Source organism: Pseudomonadota bacterium (genome assembly GCA_023229365.1).
Lineage (GTDB): Bacteria > Myxococcota_A > Polyangia > JAAYKL01 > JAAYKL01 > JALNZK01.
Map to the genome: position 1 here is coordinate 1 of JALNZK010000126.1, position 15687 is coordinate 15687.

A 15687-nucleotide genomic window follows, 5' to 3' on the forward strand; every position below is an offset into this window, starting at 1 on the left:
GGGGTGGGGGCGGAGGGGGAGGGGGGGGGTCCTGCTCGCCATACAGCGCGCGGTACCCCTCCTGCCACTCGGCGACGTCAATCCCCTGGCCCCGGAGCGCGGACGAGAGCACCTCTCCCGAGGCGTTCACGACGCTGCCGGTCACGTTGACCCCCTCGAGCGGGAACACGGCGAGCCGATCTCCGGCCGCCCTCTCCTCGGCGCCGGCGCCGAAGGCCGCCAGACAGGCCGCTGCGCAGACCGCGATTCCGACCCTCTTCGTCATGACATCCTCCCCGGCGCTGGCGTCGCTCCCCGTCCGCCGAGCGCCCTCACAGTGTGCCTGGAAACCGCGTCGGAATCCACTGCAATCCCGATGCCAACGTTTCCCCTAAAGCCGAACACGCGGCCTTTCGGCGATTCGACCCCGGCTGCGACCCGCTGCGCCGCATCGGGTGTGTCGCGCGCACCACAACTTCCCCCGAAGCGGCGTATGAAAAATGCGACATTTTTGTCAGAAGGATCCACCGGCTAGAAATCGATGCCCGCCAGGACCATCGGGCCGTGGCCGAAGCGCCCGCGCTCCGCGATGTCGAACGCGTACCGAAGCTCAAAATGCACCCGGATCGACGTATGGCGCAGCAGCTCCACGCCGACCGTGGGGTGCATGTCGAGGCCGAGGTGGGAGTCGGAGTACCGGGTCGCGTCGTTGTAGCCGTCGTGATCGGTGTCGACGCGCTCCCGGATGTGCACCCGACCGCCCACGAACATCCCGACCCCGGCGCCGAGGTACGGCGCGATCGGCGTGTGCGTGAGGTAGTACGCGAAGTCGAATCCGAACCAGAACTGGAGCCCGGGCGTGTCATCGTCGAGCTCGGAATCGATCGCGTCCCCCCCGTAGCCGTAATCGTAATCGACGTGCGCATCATCCGCGAAGTCATCGTACAGATCCGCCGACGCGACGACGATCCCGGCGTTCAGCACGACGAGCAGATCTCCGGTCTCGAGCCGGCCGTCGAACGCGAGCAGCATCCCCGTGTCCATCGTGTCGCCGACGCCGAACATGCCGCCCATGACGATGCCGAAGTTCTTCTCCATCTTGTAGGTGTTCGTCTTGCGCTGCGTCTCGACGACCGTCGCGTTGTCGAGATCCAGCGTCGCGCCGACCGACGCCCCGCCGGCGAGCGCCAGGGAGATCCGCTCCAGCACGCCCACGAGATCGTCGTCGTTCTTCGCCTCGGCGTCGCGGCTCGTGCGCACCCGGCCGTCGAGCGAGCGCTCGTTGATCGACACGCGGATCAACGCGCCGAGCTTCACGAGCTTGCCGTCGATGTAGCCGGTGCAGCCGCGGGCTCGCGCGAGCTCGCCCTTCTCCCCGGCGGCGCGCGGCTCCTCCAGGTCCACGACCTCCACGCCGCGGCTCCGGAGCGCCGAAACGAGCACCTCGGTGGCCGCGCCCGTGCTGCTCGGCGCCACGTTCACCCCCTCGAGCGGGAACACGACGTAGCGCCCGCCGCCCGATCCGGCGTCCGCGCTGGCGGCCCGCGCCGCCGCGCACCCGATGATCGCCGCCGCTACCGCCACCCTCCAGAGCATCGTCCACCTCCCCGCGCGAGGCGCGCCGTTCGTTCGTGGAGCTGCTCACGTGCAAGCGAGGTGCCAAGAGCGCCACGCCGCGGCGGCGCTGGCGCGGGCGGGTTCGTCACGCCTGTCCGCTGTGGCGCTGGAGCCACAGTAGGGGCCGACGGTCTGGCGGAAAATGCGGGTCCGTCCTCAGTCCGCGTCGAGCGGGTCGCCTTCGTCGTCGTCCTCGTCGCCGTCCTGCCCGGGGTCCTCGTCGGGCGTCCCACCCGCGAGCACGGCCCGCAGGTTGCGCACGTCGTCGAGGGCGCGGGGCGTGTCGAGCACGCAGGAAACGTCCGAGAACGGCGCCACCGCCTCGGCGAGCCGCTCGAGATCGTACAGGCCGAGCCGCGAGCCCATCGACGCGAACGGCCCGAGCCGGAAGTACGCGGCGTCCCCCTCGGGGGCGGGATCGCGCAGCGGATCCACGGCGAGGACGAGCCCCATCTCGGCCGCGTGCGCCGCGGCGCGCTCGTGCTCCCACGGGCCGTGCGGCTCCCAGACGATCGCGAGCCCGCGCCTTTCCACGGCCGCGAAGAACGCGGTCATCCGCGCGAGGTTCGACGGGCCGGGCGTGAACGACGGCGGCGTGATCAGGACGAGCGACCGCGCCTCGACCGCGGCCGCGAAGTCCGTGCACCGCGCGAAGAGCGCGAGGTTCTCCTCGCTCGCCTCGAACCCCCCGTAGCCGGCGAGAGCGCCGGGCAGCTGCACGCCCCCGCGGGGCCGCTCCACGAGGTACGACGAGCACTGCGCCGACACCGCGACCGACCCCGGCCAGGCGCGCTTGATCCGCTTCGCCGCGGCCTTCGCCGGCGGCGTGAACCGCCCGTCGCCGAGCTCGACGATCTCGACCGCAGCGAGCACGCGTCGCCTGTCCCGCAGCGGAAAACCGATCGTCCCTACGCGGACCCGTTCGCTCATGGCAACCCCACCCCGGCGATCGGCGCGCCGCACGCGCGGCAGCGGCCCCGATCCACCGCGACGTCACGGATACGATACCCGACGCGATCAATCAACACCGCGCCGCACCCCGGGCAGAACGTCTTCTCGCCGTCCGAGCCCGGCAGGTTCCCGGTATAGACGTGGCGCACACCGCGCGCGAGGCCTATCTCCCTGGCCCGCAGAAGCGTCGCCTCCGGCGTCGGCGGCCGGTCGGCCCAGCGGAACGCGGGGTGAAAGCGCGAGAGGTGCCACGGCATCCCGGGATCGGTCTCGGCGACGAACGCGGCGATCCGGTCGATCTCCTCATCGCCGTCGTTGAAGCCCGGGATGACGAGCGTCGTGACCTCGATCCACACACCCGCCGCGCGCCACGTCCGGATCGCGTCGAGCGTCGCGGACAGCTCGCCTCCCAGCGTGCCGCGGTACGCCCTTTCGTCGAAGCTCTTCAAGTCGACGTTCGCCGCGGCGAGGACGCCCGAGAGAGCCTGCGCGCCCTCGCGGCTCACCTGACCGTTCGTGACGAAGACAACGTCGATGCCTTTCGGCCGCGCGGCCGCCGCGACCTCCTCGGCGAGCTCGATCGACAGCACCGGTTCCGAATAGGTGAACGCGATCGACGCGCACCCGCGGTCGATCGCCGCGGCGACGATCTCGGGCGCGCTCCACGCCTCCGCCGCCCCGGCCTCGTCGGCGCCGGCCCGCAACCGCTGCGACAGCCCGTGGTTCTGGCAGAACGGGCAGACGAGGTTGCACCCGGCCGAAGCAATCGAGAACGTCGTGCTCCCGGGCCGGTAGTGGAAGAGCGGCTTCTTCTCGATCGGGTCGACGGCCGCGGCGAGCAGGAGCCCGTGGGTCGTCACGCGCAGGTCGCCCCCATCGTTGCGCCGCGTGCGGCACGCGCCGAGCCCGCCCTCCGCGATCCGGCAGCGGTGCGGGCACAGGCCGCAGCGGACCGCGCCCTCTCCGAGCGGCTCGGCGAACCTCGCGAGCGGGGGCTGCGGCCGCGTCGGGCTCACTGCTGCGCGAGGCCGAGCGCCTCGAGCACCGCGGCCTCGACCTTCTTCTCGTCGCCCGGGACGTAGCCCTCGTGATCCCAGACGATCTTCTGGTCGCGGCCGATGATCAGGCTGAACGGCGCCGCGCGGCGCGGGTTGAGTTGGTTCGTAACGAGCGTCTCCGCGTCGAGCAGCACCGGGAACGTGAAGCCGCGCTGCTTGACGAACGGCCGCGCGTCGCCCTGCGTCTCCGGCTCGTCCATGGAGATCGAGAGGATCATGAGCCCCTTGTCCTTGTGCGCGTCGTAGAGCGTCTGGAGCTGCTCCATCTCCTTCTTGCACGGCTCGCACCACGTCGCCCAGAAGGAGACGAGGATGACGTTCTTCCCGAGGTAGCTCGACAGCGAGTGCGCCCGGCCGTCGACATCGTCGAGCGTGAAGTCGCTCACGGATCCGGACGACGGCGTGGACGGCGTGGAGGAGGCCGTTCCCCCGCCCGGGGGCGCCCCTCCGCACGACGCGGCGCAGATGGCCAGAAAGAAGAATCCTGCGGCGAGACCGGCTCTGCTTCTCATGCGGTGCTCCTTGTTCGAGGGCGCCGAAGACCGTAGCACAGCGACCGGGCGACGCCAACCGGCGCCGGCTCGGGGGCCAGGGGCGGCCGCGGCGCTGGCCAATAGTCGTGGGATTACTGCGGGTTAGTCCGGCGATGACGCGTCCGATTTGTATTGACCCATCGACGGCTTTCGAACACAATGTCACTTCCTAATTGAAGCGCGGGCGTTCGGATGACCGTTGCCGGTATTGCTTGTGGAAATTGCGATCGGTTGAACCCGATCGAATCGACCGAATGCAGCGAATGCGGCAGCTCGTTGGCGTTGGCGAGCGGCCCTGTCCTGAAGAGTGGAGAGCCGCCCTCGGCGGCACAAAAAGGAGCAGAGGAAGAGCCCATGGAGCAAGCACGCCATTATATCTGCAAGTCGTGCTACAGCCAGGTTCCCGGGGGCCACAAGTTCTGCGGCAAGTGCGGCACGGCGACCGACGCCGACGCGGCTCCCAGGGATCCGAGCTACTTCGGCGACATGCAGACCCCGGGTAAGGCCAAACTCATCTTGATCAAGGGCGAGGGGATGGACGGGATCTCCTACCACCTGAACTCGACCGAGCACGTCGCGGGCCGCCAGGACGGCCCGATCCTGTTCACCGAGGACAAGTGGCTCTCGCCGAAGCACGCGAACTTCATCTACATCGACGGGGCGCTCCGCGTGCGCGACGAGAAGAGCGTCAACGGCGTCTTCATCGCGCTCCGCGGGCCGACCGAGGTGTCGCCTGGCGCCATGTTCATGGCCGGAGAGCAGGTCTTCCGCATCGAGAGCGTGGCCCCGTTCTCGGACGACGCGGAGGCCGACGGCACGTTCTTCTTCGCGAGCCCGCGGACGGACAGCTCCTTCCGAGTCGTGCAGGTGCTCGAGGGTGGCGGCGACGGGATGGTCGTCTGCTCCCACGAGAACGTCGTCATGATCGGCCGGGAAGCGTGCGACATGAACTTCCCGAACGACCCGTACATCTCGGGGAACCACGTGAAGGTCGAGCTCGTCGCCGGGCGGCTGATGCTGGTCGATCTCGGGAGCAAGAACGGGACGTACGTGAAGATCGGCGGCGAGCACGAGCTCACGCACGGCGACTACATCTTCCTGGGCCGGCAGCTGCTCAGGGTCGAGATCGCATCATAGGAGGTCCAAGGTGATACTCTGTCCAACTTGCGGAAAAGAAAACCAGGACCACTACAAGTTCTGCCTCGGCTGCGGATCCGATCTCCCGCGCGCCGGCGCTGACGAGAAGCCGCTCGCGACGACGACGCCGCCGGCGGGGGTCGCCGCCGTCCAGATGGAGCACTTCACGCCGCAGGCGCCGAAGCCGGCGGCAGCCCCGGCACCCGCGCCGAAGCCGCAGCCCACGGCCGCGCCAGCGCCGAAGCCGCAGCCCGCGCCCCAGCCGCAACCCGCGGCCGCGCCGGCACCGGCGCCTGCACCGGCACCCGCACCGGCGCCAGCGCCCCAGGCGGTGGATACGTCGATCTGCTCGAGCTGCGGCGCGCGCATCCAGCCCGGGTTCGCGTTCTGCGGTGCGTGCGGCACGCCGATACCGGGCGCCGCCCCCGCGGCTGCGCCGATCACCGGCTTCGCCAAGGACTCGGCGCGGCTCGTGCTCATCCAGCCGGACGGCACCGAAGGCGGCACGGTCGAGATCCCGACCTCCGAGGTCGCGGTCGGCCGGGACGCGGGAGGGTTCTTCGCCCAGGACGCGTACCTCTCCCCGCGGCACGCGGTGTTCAAGTCGAACCGCGGCGAGTCGGTCACCGTCCGCGACGAGGGGAGCCTCAACGGCGTCTATGTCAAGGTGACGCCGCAGAACCCGCAGGAGATCCGGTCGGGCGACGTGTTCCGCATCGGCCAGGAGCTCATCCTGTTCGAGGCGATCGACCGCGGCGCGCCGATGGGCGACGGCACCGAGAAGATGGGATCGCCGATCGAGGGGTTATGGGGCCGGCTGTCGCTGATCGTCGGCAAGGGCCGGCTCGGCAACTCGTTCCCGGTCGGCGGCGACGGGGTCATCCTCGGCCGCGAGCGGGGCAACATCCTGTTCCCGGAGGACGGCTACGTCTCGGGCGTGCACCTGCGCATCTACTGCGAGGGGAAGAAGTACTTCATCGTCGATCTCGGCAGCTCGAACGGATCGTACTTCAAGGTGAACGGCCGGACGAACGTGAAGCCGGGAGACTTCCTGCTCATGGGCGCGCAGCTGTTCCGCGTCGACGTCTAATCACCCCACGAACCTGACCTCCGGCTCGAGCTCCTCGCCGAAGCGATCCAGCACCGCCGCGCGCATCTTCCCGGCCAGGGCGAGGACGTCCCGCGCGGTCGCGGTGCCCTCGTTCACGATGATGTTGGCGTGCCGCTCGAAGACGGCCGCGTCGCCGACCCGCATCGCCTTGGCGCCGACCTGATCGAGCAGCGCGCCGGCAGCGCGCCTCGGGCCGCCGGGCGACTCGGGCGGCAGGTTCTTGAAGTACGAGCCCGCGGTTCGCGCCCCCCGCGCCGGGTGCTTCTCCCGCCGCACGCCGCGGTTTCTGGCGGAGATCTCCTCGAGGCGCGCGCGATCACCGGGCTCGACCGCGAACGCGGCGCGGGCGATCACGGCCCCTGCCCGGGCGAGCCGCGAGCTGCGGTAGGCGAACGCGAACCAGCCCGGATCGGCGACCTCGATCACCTCGCCTTCGCGCGTGACCAGCGTCGCCGACGCCAGGCGATCGCCGATGGCCGCGCCGAAGCAGCCCGCGTTGCCCCCTATCGCGCCGCCGATCGTCCCCGGGGGCCCGGCTGCGCACTCGAGCCCCGCGAGCCCCGCTGCGATCGATCGCTCGACGACCGCCGCGGTGGCGACCCCGGCGCCGGCCGTGACGCGCCGCCCGCCCTCGCTCACCTCGACGCCGCCTATCTCCACGCGCAGCGCGAGGCCGTCGAAGCCGGCGTCGCTCACGAGGAGGTTGGTGCCGCCGCCGAGGACGAGCACCGGGATCCCGGCGCGGCTCGCCGTCTCGAGCGCCGCCTGGAGCTCCTCGATCCGGGTCGCGCGCGCGAGCAGCGCCGCCGGGCCGCCGATGCGGAACGACGTGTGCGCGCTCAGCGCCGCGTTCTCGAGAACCTCGGCTCCGAGCCTCTCCTCGAGCGCCGCCTTGAGCTGGATCCGCGCCGTGCTCAAAAGTCAGCCACGCACGCGATTGTCTCTTCCGGGCAGTTTTCGTAGGCGCAGGTCAGGATGTCGCCGGACCAGAGACAGCCCGCCATGGTCAGGCACCCGGCGAGATCCCACATGAGATCCTGCGCATCGGTATCGATATTGGTGATGCAGGAGAGGATGTCGCTGCCGTCGACGAGGCACAGGAGCGCGTCGGAGCACGACAACGCCTCGCTATCGGTGTCGCCGTCGCTGTCCGAGTCGACGTCCGAGTCGCCGTCCGAGTCGCCGTCCGAGTCGCTGTCGCCGTCCGAGTCGCTGTCGCCGTCCGAGTCGCCGTCCGAGTCGCTGTCGCCGTCCGAGTCGCTGTCCGAGTCGCCGTCCGAGTCGCCGTCCGAGTCGGTGTCCGCGTCCGCGGTCGCCGGCGGCAGGAGACCCTTCGGCAACTCGTCGCCGCAGGCCGCGACGAGGCACGAGAGCGCGATCACGGCGAGCACCACCCCCCAGGCGTCCTGACGCATCGAAAGCCTCCTTCGAGCCCCGCTTGCGGCCGGCTCGCGAGGCCAGTTTGGACCGGTTTGGCGCGCTTGACAAGCCGCGCCACCTTTGGCTAAATGGCGACCCTTGGCCGAGAGGCCGGGCTCTTTTACAAGCTGGAGGAGTGGCCGAGTGGTCGAAGGCGGCGGTCTTGAAAACCGTTGAGTCGAAAGGCTCCCGGGGTTCGAATCCCTGCTCCTCCGCCGACTTTGGCGACTTGTCGTGATCGAAGTTGGGGAGGTGGCCGAGTTCGGTCGAAGGCGCACGATTGCTAATCGTGTGTACCTCAAAAGGGTACCGAGGGTTCGAATCCCTCCCTCTCCGCCGCTTGGGAATAGAGATGCACCCATAGCTCAGCTGGATAGAGCATCGGTCTACGGAACCGAGGGTCGCGTGTTCGAATCGCGCTGGGTGCGCGGAATGAAATTGGGCACTTACGGAAAGCCGCAGGTGCCCTTTTTCTTGCCCGTTGACACGACGTTGACACGGAAGACGATTTGTCAGCCGGCCGCGCGGTGATCGTTTCCCTGCTCCAGGCTCTTCCCCTCGTGCGGCCGGACGGCCGGGGTCAGCGACTCCACGACGTGCAGCTGCGCGCGCGATCCCAGGTGAGTGTAGCGGTGCGTGCTCGACTCGCAGCGATGCCCGAGCTGCGCCTGTATCGCCTTGATCGACTCGCCGCCCGTCGCCGCCTGGCTCGCCACCGAGTGCCGCCCGATCGCGTGGTGGCCGAGCTCCCGCAGATCCAGCTCGCGCTGCACGAACAGGAGCGGGTGCTTGTAGCTGTCCAGCCACCTCGGGAACGTCCCGTCGTCGGAGAACAGGAACCGTTCGCCGGCGTACCCCTGGTCGATGTGCCACCGGATCGCGTCGAGCACGTCCCGCGTCACCTCCAGCGTGTACGCCTCGTTGTTCTTGCGCGTGCCGATCTGCGCGGGCCGGGTCTTCGTGCCCATCTCCACCTGGACGTCGACGACGAGCTGCGGCGGATCCTCCCGGATCTTGTCTCGTGAGATCGCGTACACCTCCCCTCGGCGCAGGCCGAGCCGACACGTCAGGTAGAAGAAGAGGTACCAGCGCGGCCGGAGGCGGAACAGCCCGTCGAGGAGCAGATCGCGTTCCTCCGTCGTGTACCAGGGCGCGTCCCTCTTCGGCACGCTGAGCGTCGGGATGTACGGCAGCCGCGAGAGCTTCTCCCTCTTCCACATGAACCTGAGCACGGCGCGGATCAGCGTGAGGTGGTGGTTGACCGTCTGCGGTCCGAGGTCGCGCGGCAGCCGCTGCTTGAACCGGTCGAGCTCCGACGTCGTGATCTCCTCTATGTAGAGGTAGCCGAGGAGCGGCCCGATGCGCTTCCAGTGGTGCTCGTAGGCGTCCTTCGCCCGGTTCTTCATCTGCGTCGCCGCGAGGTAGTCGCGGAACGCCTGCTCGAACGTGATCTTCCTCGCGCCCAGCTCGACCTCCGCGAGCCTCTTCTGCCCGGCGCAGAGCGCCGCCTGCTTCGTCCTGAAGCCTCCTTTCCTCTCCCGGGGCTCGCCGGGAGGCTTGAAGTCGTACTGCCACGATTCCGCCAGCTTCCTGACGTGAACCTCAATCGCCATGATGCGCCTCTCTCTCCAGCCGGAACTTGCGCATCGCGGCATCACGGTCCGTCATCCACAAATCTAGCATATCTCGTCGAAACTTTCGCGACCGCGGCCCGCCGTAGACCGGGATCGCGTCCGCGGAGACGAGGTTGCGCAGGTGCCCGAGCGACAGGCAGCAGTAGATGGCGGCCTCGGCGTAGCTGAGCCATACCTTTTCCTTCAGCGACTCGGGGGAGATCTCGGGCTTCGGCGGAGGTGGTGGCGGGGAGCTCGGCTGCGCGGGCGGCGCCGGAAGCAGAAGCGGGTGCGGCGTCGACACCGGCAGCGCGGGTAGACCCTGCGACAGCGGTGGCGACGCGAAACCCTTGGGCTTCGACTTCCTTCGTCCGGACTCGGCGGCGCGCAGCGCGATCCGCACCTCGCTTTCCTCGATCTTGTAGCGGAGATGGACGAGGAGCGCGCGACCTTCTTCCCTCTCCTCGGCGTCCGACTCCGGATCCTCCATCAAAAACTCGGCGTAGTCCCGCAGCGCCCTCCGGATCTCGGAGGTGTAGTTGAACGTCGTCGCTCCGCGGCTGCGATCTCCCTGGTGTCCGTGGAACACCTTCTCCCATGGCTCTCCGGGGTAATCACACTGGCAACCCCAGACCAGTCGTCGCTTGCGCTTGGCGGTCGCGGGAGAGAGTTTGCGATCGCCTACCAACCAGATCTCGAACCTCGCCAACGCGATCTTCCCGTAGTAACCGCGCTTCTGCAGGGCGACCATGAGCACGCAGGGGTTCGGGGTCACCATGTACGCCTCCGGCCCATACTCGGGCGTGTCGCACCTGGTGCCTGTCATTTTCTCGAGCCCGCGATAGGAGATGTCGATCTTCTCGTCGTCGTCCATGCTCGTCCTCCCGGCGGATGTGCAGCGTTCGGTGCCGCTTTGCATCTTTCCGCCCGCGCCGCGCGTCCAACTCTCGCGCGCGTCGGTGTTCATGACTCAGTTGAAACACGGAATGGAGAGGCGACGGTGTGAGCTGTTCAAACGGAAAACGCGGCGGGGCACGGGCCGGGTCGGGGCCGAAGAAGAACGCAGCGCGCGCCGCTCTCGGCCGCAGTATCAACCAGACCATCCAGGGCATGCCGTTCGACGCGGCTTGTCAGATCGTGCAGGGTTTTCTGCTCGGCGACCCGAAGAACGCCCTCGGCCTCATCGAGAACATGATCCTCTCCGAGCACCGCGCCGAGGCGAAGCGGCTCGCCGAGGAGTGCGCGCGCCTCCTCGCGCCCTACCCCGATCTTTGGGGCGTGTCGAAGGAGCCCGGCACCGACGCGGCGCCTGCTCCCCGGCCGACGGCCGCCGCAAGGAAAGACGAGACCGGCAGGGCGGCGGTCCTCCTGCGCAAGATCGCGGGATTCGTGAACCGCGAGCGCGCTTCCACCGTCGTGAACTACGCCTACGCCGGGCAACAGCTGAAGCCCCGCGGCACGGTTATCGAAAAGGAACAGAGGCGCCTCGCCGCGGTGGGCAAGATCAAGCAGACCGCGCAGGAGGAGCGCGCCTACTGGAAGCTCGTCTTCGAGCTGGATCAGAAGCGACGGGACGGAACCTTGACCCCGGAGGATCTGGAGAGGCTGCGGACGCTGACCCCGCGCAACCTCGCTCCCGATTGATCTCCGCAATCACACTTTCCGTCACGGGGCGCATCACGGGTTTCATCACGGGTTTCATCACGGCAGTTCTTCGATACGTCCCCCTCCCCGCGGGTCGGGGGCCGGGCGCGGATCCGGCAGTGCGCACCGAGCTCGCCTCGATCTGCTCGGTCGTCGATTTCCTCACAAGCTCGGGCTAGGCCGCCGCCAGGTTCTTGGCCACGAAGCCCCAATCCACCAGGTTCGCGAGGAAGACCTCGACGTACTTGGGGCGCAGGTTCTTGTGGGTCGGATAGTAGGCGTGCTCCCAGACGTCGCAGGTGAGCAGCGCGGCCTGGCCGTGCTTCATCGGCAGGTCCGCGTTCGAGGTCTTGACGATCTTGAGCTTCCCGCCCTCGGCCACGAGCCAGCCCCAGCCCGAGCCGAACTGCGAGACAGAGGCGCTGGTGAACTCCTCCTTGAACTTGTCGAAGGAGCCGAAGTCGCGGTTGATGGCGTCCAGCAGGGCGCCGGAAGGCGGGCCGCCGCCGCCGGGCTTCATGCAGTGCCAGTAGAAGGTGTGGTTCCAGACCTGGGCCGCGTTGTTGAATACCGGCCCCTCGGGCGCGGCCATGATGATCTGCTCGAGGGACTTGGCGCCGTCAGCCTTGCCTTCCTCGATCAGCTTGTTCAGGTTCACCACGTAGGCGTTGTGGTGCTTGCCGTGGTGCAATTCCAGGTTCTCCTTCGAAAGGTGCGGCTCGAGGGCCGCGACGTCGTAGGGCAGGGTCGGAAGGGCGATGGCCATGGTCTTGTCCTCCTTGTGGTCTGTTAGTGCCGGCGCGATGCCGGCGGTCCTGTGTGCGCCGCAGGCGGCGATCCCCGCCGCCAGCCCCACGGCGCCAGCGCCCGTGGTCACTAGAAACGCGCGTCTGTTCATCTGGGTCTCCCTCATCCGGTGGTTTCTCGAACGGCACTGATCGGTTACGCCGACAGCTTCTTCGCGATCTGCGCCACGTGCCTTCCCTGGAATCGAGCAGCCGCGATCTCGTTCTCGCTCGGCATGCGCTCGCCCTTGGCCCCGGTGATCGTCGACGCCCCGTACGGCGACCCGCCCGTGATCTCGTCGATGCGACCGAGTCCCGGGAACGTCGGCGGCAACCCCACGACGACCATGCCGTGGTGGAAGAGCGTCGTGTGGAAGCTCAGGATCGTGGACTCCTGGCCGCCGTGCTGGGTCGCGGAGCTCGTGAAGACGCTCCCGACCTTGCCGACGAGCGTGCCCTGGACCCAGAGACCACCCGTCGCGTCGAGGAACTGCCGCATCTGGCCCGCCATGTTCCCGAACCGTGTCGGCGTCCCGAAGACGATGGCGCCGGCGTCCGCGAGATCGTCGACGACGGCGAGGGGCACGCCGGCGAAGGCCTTCTGTGCCTCCGTCGCGCCCAAGGCGTCGATCACGCCGGCGGGCAGCGTTTCAGGAACGCGCTTGATCACCGCATCGACGCCCGGAGTCTCGCGGGCGCCTTCGGCGACCGCCTGCGCGAGGCGGAAGACGTGTCCGTAGGTCGAATAGAAGAGCACGAGGACCTTCATTGGGGTTCCTTTCATCCGTGGGTTGTGATGCCCGTCCTGCCGTGGGAATCTTTCACGATGAACGCCGGCGCTTCCTTTGGAAACGCCAGTGAATGGTAAAATGTGACTTCCGGATCCGATGAGCGCCTGCCTGTTTGCAAGACTGGCCCCGCCCCAGCAAATCGGCCGAAAGTCGACATGACCCCAAGCAGCTTCCGTGCCACGTATACGTATCGCGCGTTTTCAGTGGGTTGAGGCGGTGACCTGTGCCTGGGTGAGGTTCCATCCATCAAAATTGCGCGGGGCCCCAATCGAAATGATTGCCTTCGAGGCGCCCGTTCGGCGGATGGCCCGCCCCTGAATCATGCCTCTATGACGTCAAACGGGCCGTCCTCATCGCCCGCCCCTTCCACAGCTTGTAGATCGCGGGGTAGACGAGGAGCTCGAGGAGGAAGGACGTGACGAGCCCGCCTATCATCGGTGCGGCGATCCGCTTCATGACGTCGGCGCCCGCCGAGGTGGACCACATGATCGGCAGGAGGCCCATGAAGGCGGCCGCGACGGTCATCATCTTGGGGCGCGCGCGCTTCACGGCCCCGTGCAGGATCGCCACATCGAGCTCTTCCATCGAGCGGAGCCTCCCCTCCCGCTCGGCCTCGTCGTAGGAGTGATCGAGGAACAGGAGCATGAACACGCCGGTCTCCGCGTCGAGGCCGAGGAGCGCGATCATGCCGACCCAGGCCGCTATCGAGACGTTGTAGTCGAGCAGCCAGAACAGCCAGATGGCGCCGATGGCGGAGAACGGCACGGCCAGCATCACCACGAGCGCCTTGAAACCGGAGCGGGTGTTGAGGAACAGGAGCACGAAGATCAGCGCGAGCGTGATAGGCACGACGACCTTGAGCCGCTCGTTCACGCGCTGCATGTTCTCGTACTGGCCGCTCCACTGGAGGGTGTAGCCGGGTGGCCTTGCGACGGCGCGATCCACGACGCGCTTCGCCTCCTCGACGTAGCCGCCGATGTCGCGTCCCGTGACGTCGACGTAGACGTACCCGGCCAGGAAACCGTTCTCGTCTCGCAGCATCGACGGCCCCTGGACGACCCGGATGTCGGCCACCTCCGCGAGCGGCACCTGGATTCCGGCAGGAGTCGCCACGAGCACGCGCCGGAGCTTGTCGATATCGTCGCGCAGCTCCCGCGGGTAGCGGACGTTGACCGGGTATCGCTCGCGCCCCTCGACCGTCGTCGTGATGTTCTCGCCGCCGATTGCGGTCGAGATCACCGTCTGCACCTGCGCGACGGTCAGGCCGTAACGCGCGAGCTGGGAGGGATTGGTCGTGAAGTCGACGAAGGTGCCGCCCGCGACCCGCTCCGCGTAGACGCTGCGCGTGCCGGGAACGGTCCGGATCGCGGTTTCGATCCTCGCTCCGATCCGCTCGATCTCCTTGACGTCCGCGCCGAAGATCTTGATGCCGATCGGCGTCCGCACGCCGGTCGTGAGCATGTCGGTCCGCGCCTTGATAGGCATCGTCCAGGCGTTGGTCACTCCCGGGATTTGGAGCTTCCTGTCCATGTCGGCGACGAGCTCCTCCCAGGAGATCCGATCCGGCCAGAACGGGCGGACGAGCGGCTTCAGGGGCTCCGGGAGCCAGGACGAGTACCACTGTTGCTTGGGCCGCCACGATGATTCGGGCTTGAGCACGACGGTCGTCTCCATCATCGAGAGCGGCGCCGGATCGGTTGCGGTGTCCGCCCGGCCCGCCTTGCCGAACACGCGCTCCACCTCCTTGAACGATCGGAGCACGCGATCCTGGGTCCGGAGGAGCTCCTCGGCGGTCGCCGCCGAGATCCCGGGCATCGTCGTCGGCATGTACAGGATCGTCCCCTCGTTGAGCGGCGGCATGAACTCCCGCCCGAGGCCGAAGAGGTAGACGGGAACGCTCGCCGCGACGAGCAGAAACGCGGTGGCGATGGTCGCCTTCGGGTGGCGCAGCACGAATCGGCACGCCGGATCGTAGACGCGGGAGATCGCCCGGCTCATAGGGTGGCGCTCCTCCGAGCGATAGGTGCCGACCATCGCGGCGCTCGCGAGGCGGGCTATCCACCGCGGCTTGAACGTAAACGGGTCGATGCGCGCGAACAGCATCCTGAGCGCCGGGTCCAAGGTGATCGCGAGGATCGCGGCCACCGCCATGGCCAGGTTCTTCGAGTACGCGAGCGGCTTGAACAGCCGACCTTCCTGATCCACGAGCGCGAAGATCGGCAGGAACGCCACGGCGACGACGAGGAGCGAGAAGAAGACCGACGGGCCGACCTCGAGGAGCGCCTCGAGCCGCACGCTGTGGAAGTCGCCCGGCCGGCCGGCCATCTCCCAGCGATGGATCTTGTTGTAGGCGTTCTCCACCTCGACGATGGCGCCGTCGACCAGCACGCCTACCGAGATGGCGATCCCGGCGAGCGACATGATGTTCACCGAGATCCCGAGCAGGTAGAGCGGGATGAACGCGACCAATACGGAGATCGGGATCGTGATGATCGGGACGATGGACGACGGGACGTGCCAGAGGAACAGGAGGATCACCAGCGCGACGATGATCATCTCGATGACGAGCTCGTGCGTCAGGGTGCCGAGCGCGCGCTCGATGAGATCCGCGCGGTCGTAGGTGGTGACGATCTCGACCCCCTCGGGGAGCGACGACTCGAGCGAGGCGATCTTCTCCTTCACGGCCGTGATCACGTTGAGCGCGTTCTCACCGTGCCGCATCACGACGATGCCGCCGACCGTGTCGCCGAGGCCGTCCAGGTCGGAGACGCCGCGACGGATCTCCGGCCCGAGCGCGACCCGGGCGACGTCGCGCAGGAGGACGGGCACGCCGCCCTCGCCGGTCTTCACCACGATCCGCTCGAAGTCGTCGACCGACTTGGCGTAGCCGCGCGCCCGCACCATGTACTCGGCGCCGCCCCACTCGAGGAGCCGCCCGCCGACCTCGGCGTTCGATTGCCGGATCGCCTCGACGACCGCGCCGAGCGGGACGTCGAACGCGCGCAGCCGGTTCGGATCCACGGTGATCTGGTACTGCTTCACGAACCCC

The 15687-nt window shown here is 68.3% G+C and carries 15 protein-coding genes and 3 tRNA genes; 6 read left to right on the top strand and 12 right to left on the bottom strand.

Going from position 1 to position 15687, the window contains the following annotated elements; translation table 11 throughout:
* The 5 genes from M0R80_26760 to M0R80_26780 all read right to left on the bottom strand — a co-directional run.
* The coding region (locus M0R80_26760) for a hypothetical protein (protein MCK9463239.1) at window positions 1–265 on the bottom strand (265 nt) is incomplete at its 3' end.
* Window positions 266–510: 245 nt separating this feature from the next.
* On the bottom strand, window positions 511–1575 hold the full coding sequence (locus M0R80_26765; protein MCK9463240.1) for a hypothetical protein: 1065 nt from the start codon (window positions 1573–1575) through the stop codon (window positions 511–513).
* A gap of 177 nt (window positions 1576–1752) precedes the next feature.
* Window positions 1753–2526, bottom strand: coding sequence for a hypothetical protein (locus tag M0R80_26770; protein MCK9463241.1), 774 nt, complete (start codon window positions 2524–2526; stop codon window positions 1753–1755).
* Window positions 2523–3563, bottom strand: coding sequence for an AmmeMemoRadiSam system radical SAM enzyme (gene amrS, locus M0R80_26775; GenBank protein ID MCK9463242.1), 1041 nt, complete (start codon window positions 3561–3563; stop codon window positions 2523–2525). The genes M0R80_26770 and amrS overlap by 4 nt, the downstream gene beginning before the upstream one ends.
* Window positions 3560–4117: a TlpA family protein disulfide reductase gene (locus M0R80_26780; protein ID MCK9463243.1), complete on the bottom strand. Its 558-nt coding sequence runs from the start codon at window positions 4115–4117 to the stop codon at window positions 3560–3562. The genes amrS and M0R80_26780 overlap by 4 nt, the downstream gene beginning before the upstream one ends.
* Before the next feature lie 213 nt (window positions 4118–4330).
* Between M0R80_26780 and M0R80_26785 the strand changes: the two genes are divergently transcribed.
* Together M0R80_26785 and M0R80_26790 are read left to right on the top strand one after the other, a co-directional pair.
* Window positions 4331–5275: an FHA domain-containing protein gene (locus tag M0R80_26785; GenBank protein ID MCK9463244.1), complete on the top strand. Its 945-nt coding sequence runs from the start codon at window positions 4331–4333 to the stop codon at window positions 5273–5275.
* Window positions 5276–5285: 10 nt separating this feature from the next.
* On the top strand, window positions 5286–6365 hold the full coding sequence (locus M0R80_26790; protein ID MCK9463245.1) for an FHA domain-containing protein: 1080 nt from the start codon (window positions 5286–5288) through the stop codon (window positions 6363–6365).
* Here M0R80_26790 and murB read toward each other — a convergent pair whose 3' ends face one another.
* Together murB and M0R80_26800 are read right to left on the bottom strand one after the other, a co-directional pair.
* On the bottom strand, window positions 6366–7304 hold the full coding sequence (murB, locus tag M0R80_26795) for a UDP-N-acetylmuramate dehydrogenase (protein MCK9463246.1): 939 nt from the start codon (window positions 7302–7304) through the stop codon (window positions 6366–6368).
* Entirely contained in the window at window positions 7301–7801 is a 501-nt protein-coding gene (locus M0R80_26800; GenBank protein MCK9463247.1) for a hypothetical protein, read from the bottom strand. Before M0R80_26800 ends, murB begins: the two co-directional genes overlap by 4 nt.
* A 134-nt stretch (window positions 7802–7935) precedes the next feature.
* Here M0R80_26800 and M0R80_26805 point away from each other — a divergent pair.
* The 3 genes from M0R80_26805 to M0R80_26815 all read left to right on the top strand — a co-directional run bounded on the left by M0R80_26805 (window position 7936) and on the right by M0R80_26815 (window position 8233).
* Window positions 7936–8020, top strand: a tRNA-Ser gene (locus M0R80_26805).
* A gap of 31 nt (window positions 8021–8051) precedes the next feature.
* Window positions 8052–8141 (top strand) — tRNA-Ser (locus tag M0R80_26810).
* Window positions 8142–8159: 18 nt separating this feature from the next.
* Window positions 8160–8233 (top strand) — tRNA-Arg (locus M0R80_26815).
* Between the two features lie 84 nt (window positions 8234–8317).
* Here M0R80_26815 and M0R80_26820 read toward each other — a convergent pair.
* Window positions 8318–9418: a tyrosine-type recombinase/integrase gene (locus tag M0R80_26820; protein ID MCK9463248.1), complete on the bottom strand. Its 1101-nt coding sequence runs from the start codon at window positions 9416–9418 to the stop codon at window positions 8318–8320.
* Complete coding sequence (locus M0R80_26825) at window positions 9408–10292, bottom strand: helix-turn-helix domain-containing protein (GenBank protein MCK9463249.1); 885 nt, start codon at window positions 10290–10292, stop codon at window positions 9408–9410. The genes M0R80_26820 and M0R80_26825 overlap by 11 nt, the downstream gene beginning before the upstream one ends.
* Window positions 10293–10420: 128 nt before the next feature.
* Between M0R80_26825 and M0R80_26830 the strand changes: the two genes are divergently transcribed.
* Window positions 10421–11062 (top strand): hypothetical protein, encoded by a 642-nt coding sequence (locus M0R80_26830; GenBank protein ID MCK9463250.1) that lies wholly within the window; start codon window positions 10421–10423, stop codon window positions 11060–11062.
* 175 nt (window positions 11063–11237) lie between these two features.
* Here M0R80_26830 and M0R80_26835 read toward each other — a convergent pair whose 3' ends face one another.
* From M0R80_26835 to M0R80_26845, 3 genes are all read right to left on the bottom strand, one after another.
* The gene (locus tag M0R80_26835) at window positions 11238–11828 is read right to left on the bottom strand and encodes a superoxide dismutase (protein ID MCK9463251.1); all 591 of its coding nucleotides are present in this window, start codon (window positions 11826–11828) and stop codon (window positions 11238–11240) included.
* A 176-nt stretch (window positions 11829–12004) separates the two neighbouring features.
* Window positions 12005–12616, bottom strand: coding sequence for an NAD(P)H:quinone oxidoreductase (gene wrbA / locus M0R80_26840; GenBank protein ID MCK9463252.1), 612 nt, complete (start codon window positions 12614–12616; stop codon window positions 12005–12007).
* Between the two features lie 349 nt (window positions 12617–12965).
* The coding region (locus M0R80_26845) for a CusA/CzcA family heavy metal efflux RND transporter (GenBank protein MCK9463253.1) at window positions 12966–15687 on the bottom strand (2722 nt) is incomplete at its 5' end.

Bases quoted from the DNA above. Each gene is read 5' to 3' on its own strand.
- M0R80_26765 (MCK9463240.1), bottom strand. From the start codon at position 1,575: ATGCTCTGGAGGGTGGCGGTAGCGGCGGCGATCATCGGGTGCGCGGCG.
- M0R80_26770 (MCK9463241.1), bottom strand. From the start codon at position 2,526: ATGAGCGAACGGGTCCGCGTAGGGACGATCGGTTTTCCGCTGCGGGAC.
- M0R80_26780 (MCK9463243.1), bottom strand. From the start codon at position 4,117: ATGAGAAGCAGAGCCGGTCTCGCCGCAGGATTCTTCTTTCTGGCCATC.
- M0R80_26785 (MCK9463244.1), top strand. From the start codon at position 4,331: ATGACCGTTGCCGGTATTGCTTGTGGAAATTGCGATCGGTTGAACCCG.
- M0R80_26800 (MCK9463247.1), bottom strand. From the start codon at position 7,801: ATGCGTCAGGACGCCTGGGGGGTGGTGCTCGCCGTGATCGCGCTCTCG.
- M0R80_26820 (MCK9463248.1), bottom strand. From the start codon at position 9,418: ATGGCGATTGAGGTTCACGTCAGGAAGCTGGCGGAATCGTGGCAGTAC.
- M0R80_26825 (MCK9463249.1), bottom strand. From the start codon at position 10,292: ATGGACGACGACGAGAAGATCGACATCTCCTATCGCGGGCTCGAGAAA.
- M0R80_26835 (MCK9463251.1), bottom strand. From the start codon at position 11,828: ATGGCCATCGCCCTTCCGACCCTGCCCTACGACGTCGCGGCCCTCGAG.
- wrbA (MCK9463252.1), bottom strand. From the start codon at position 12,616: ATGAAGGTCCTCGTGCTCTTCTATTCGACCTACGGACACGTCTTCCGC.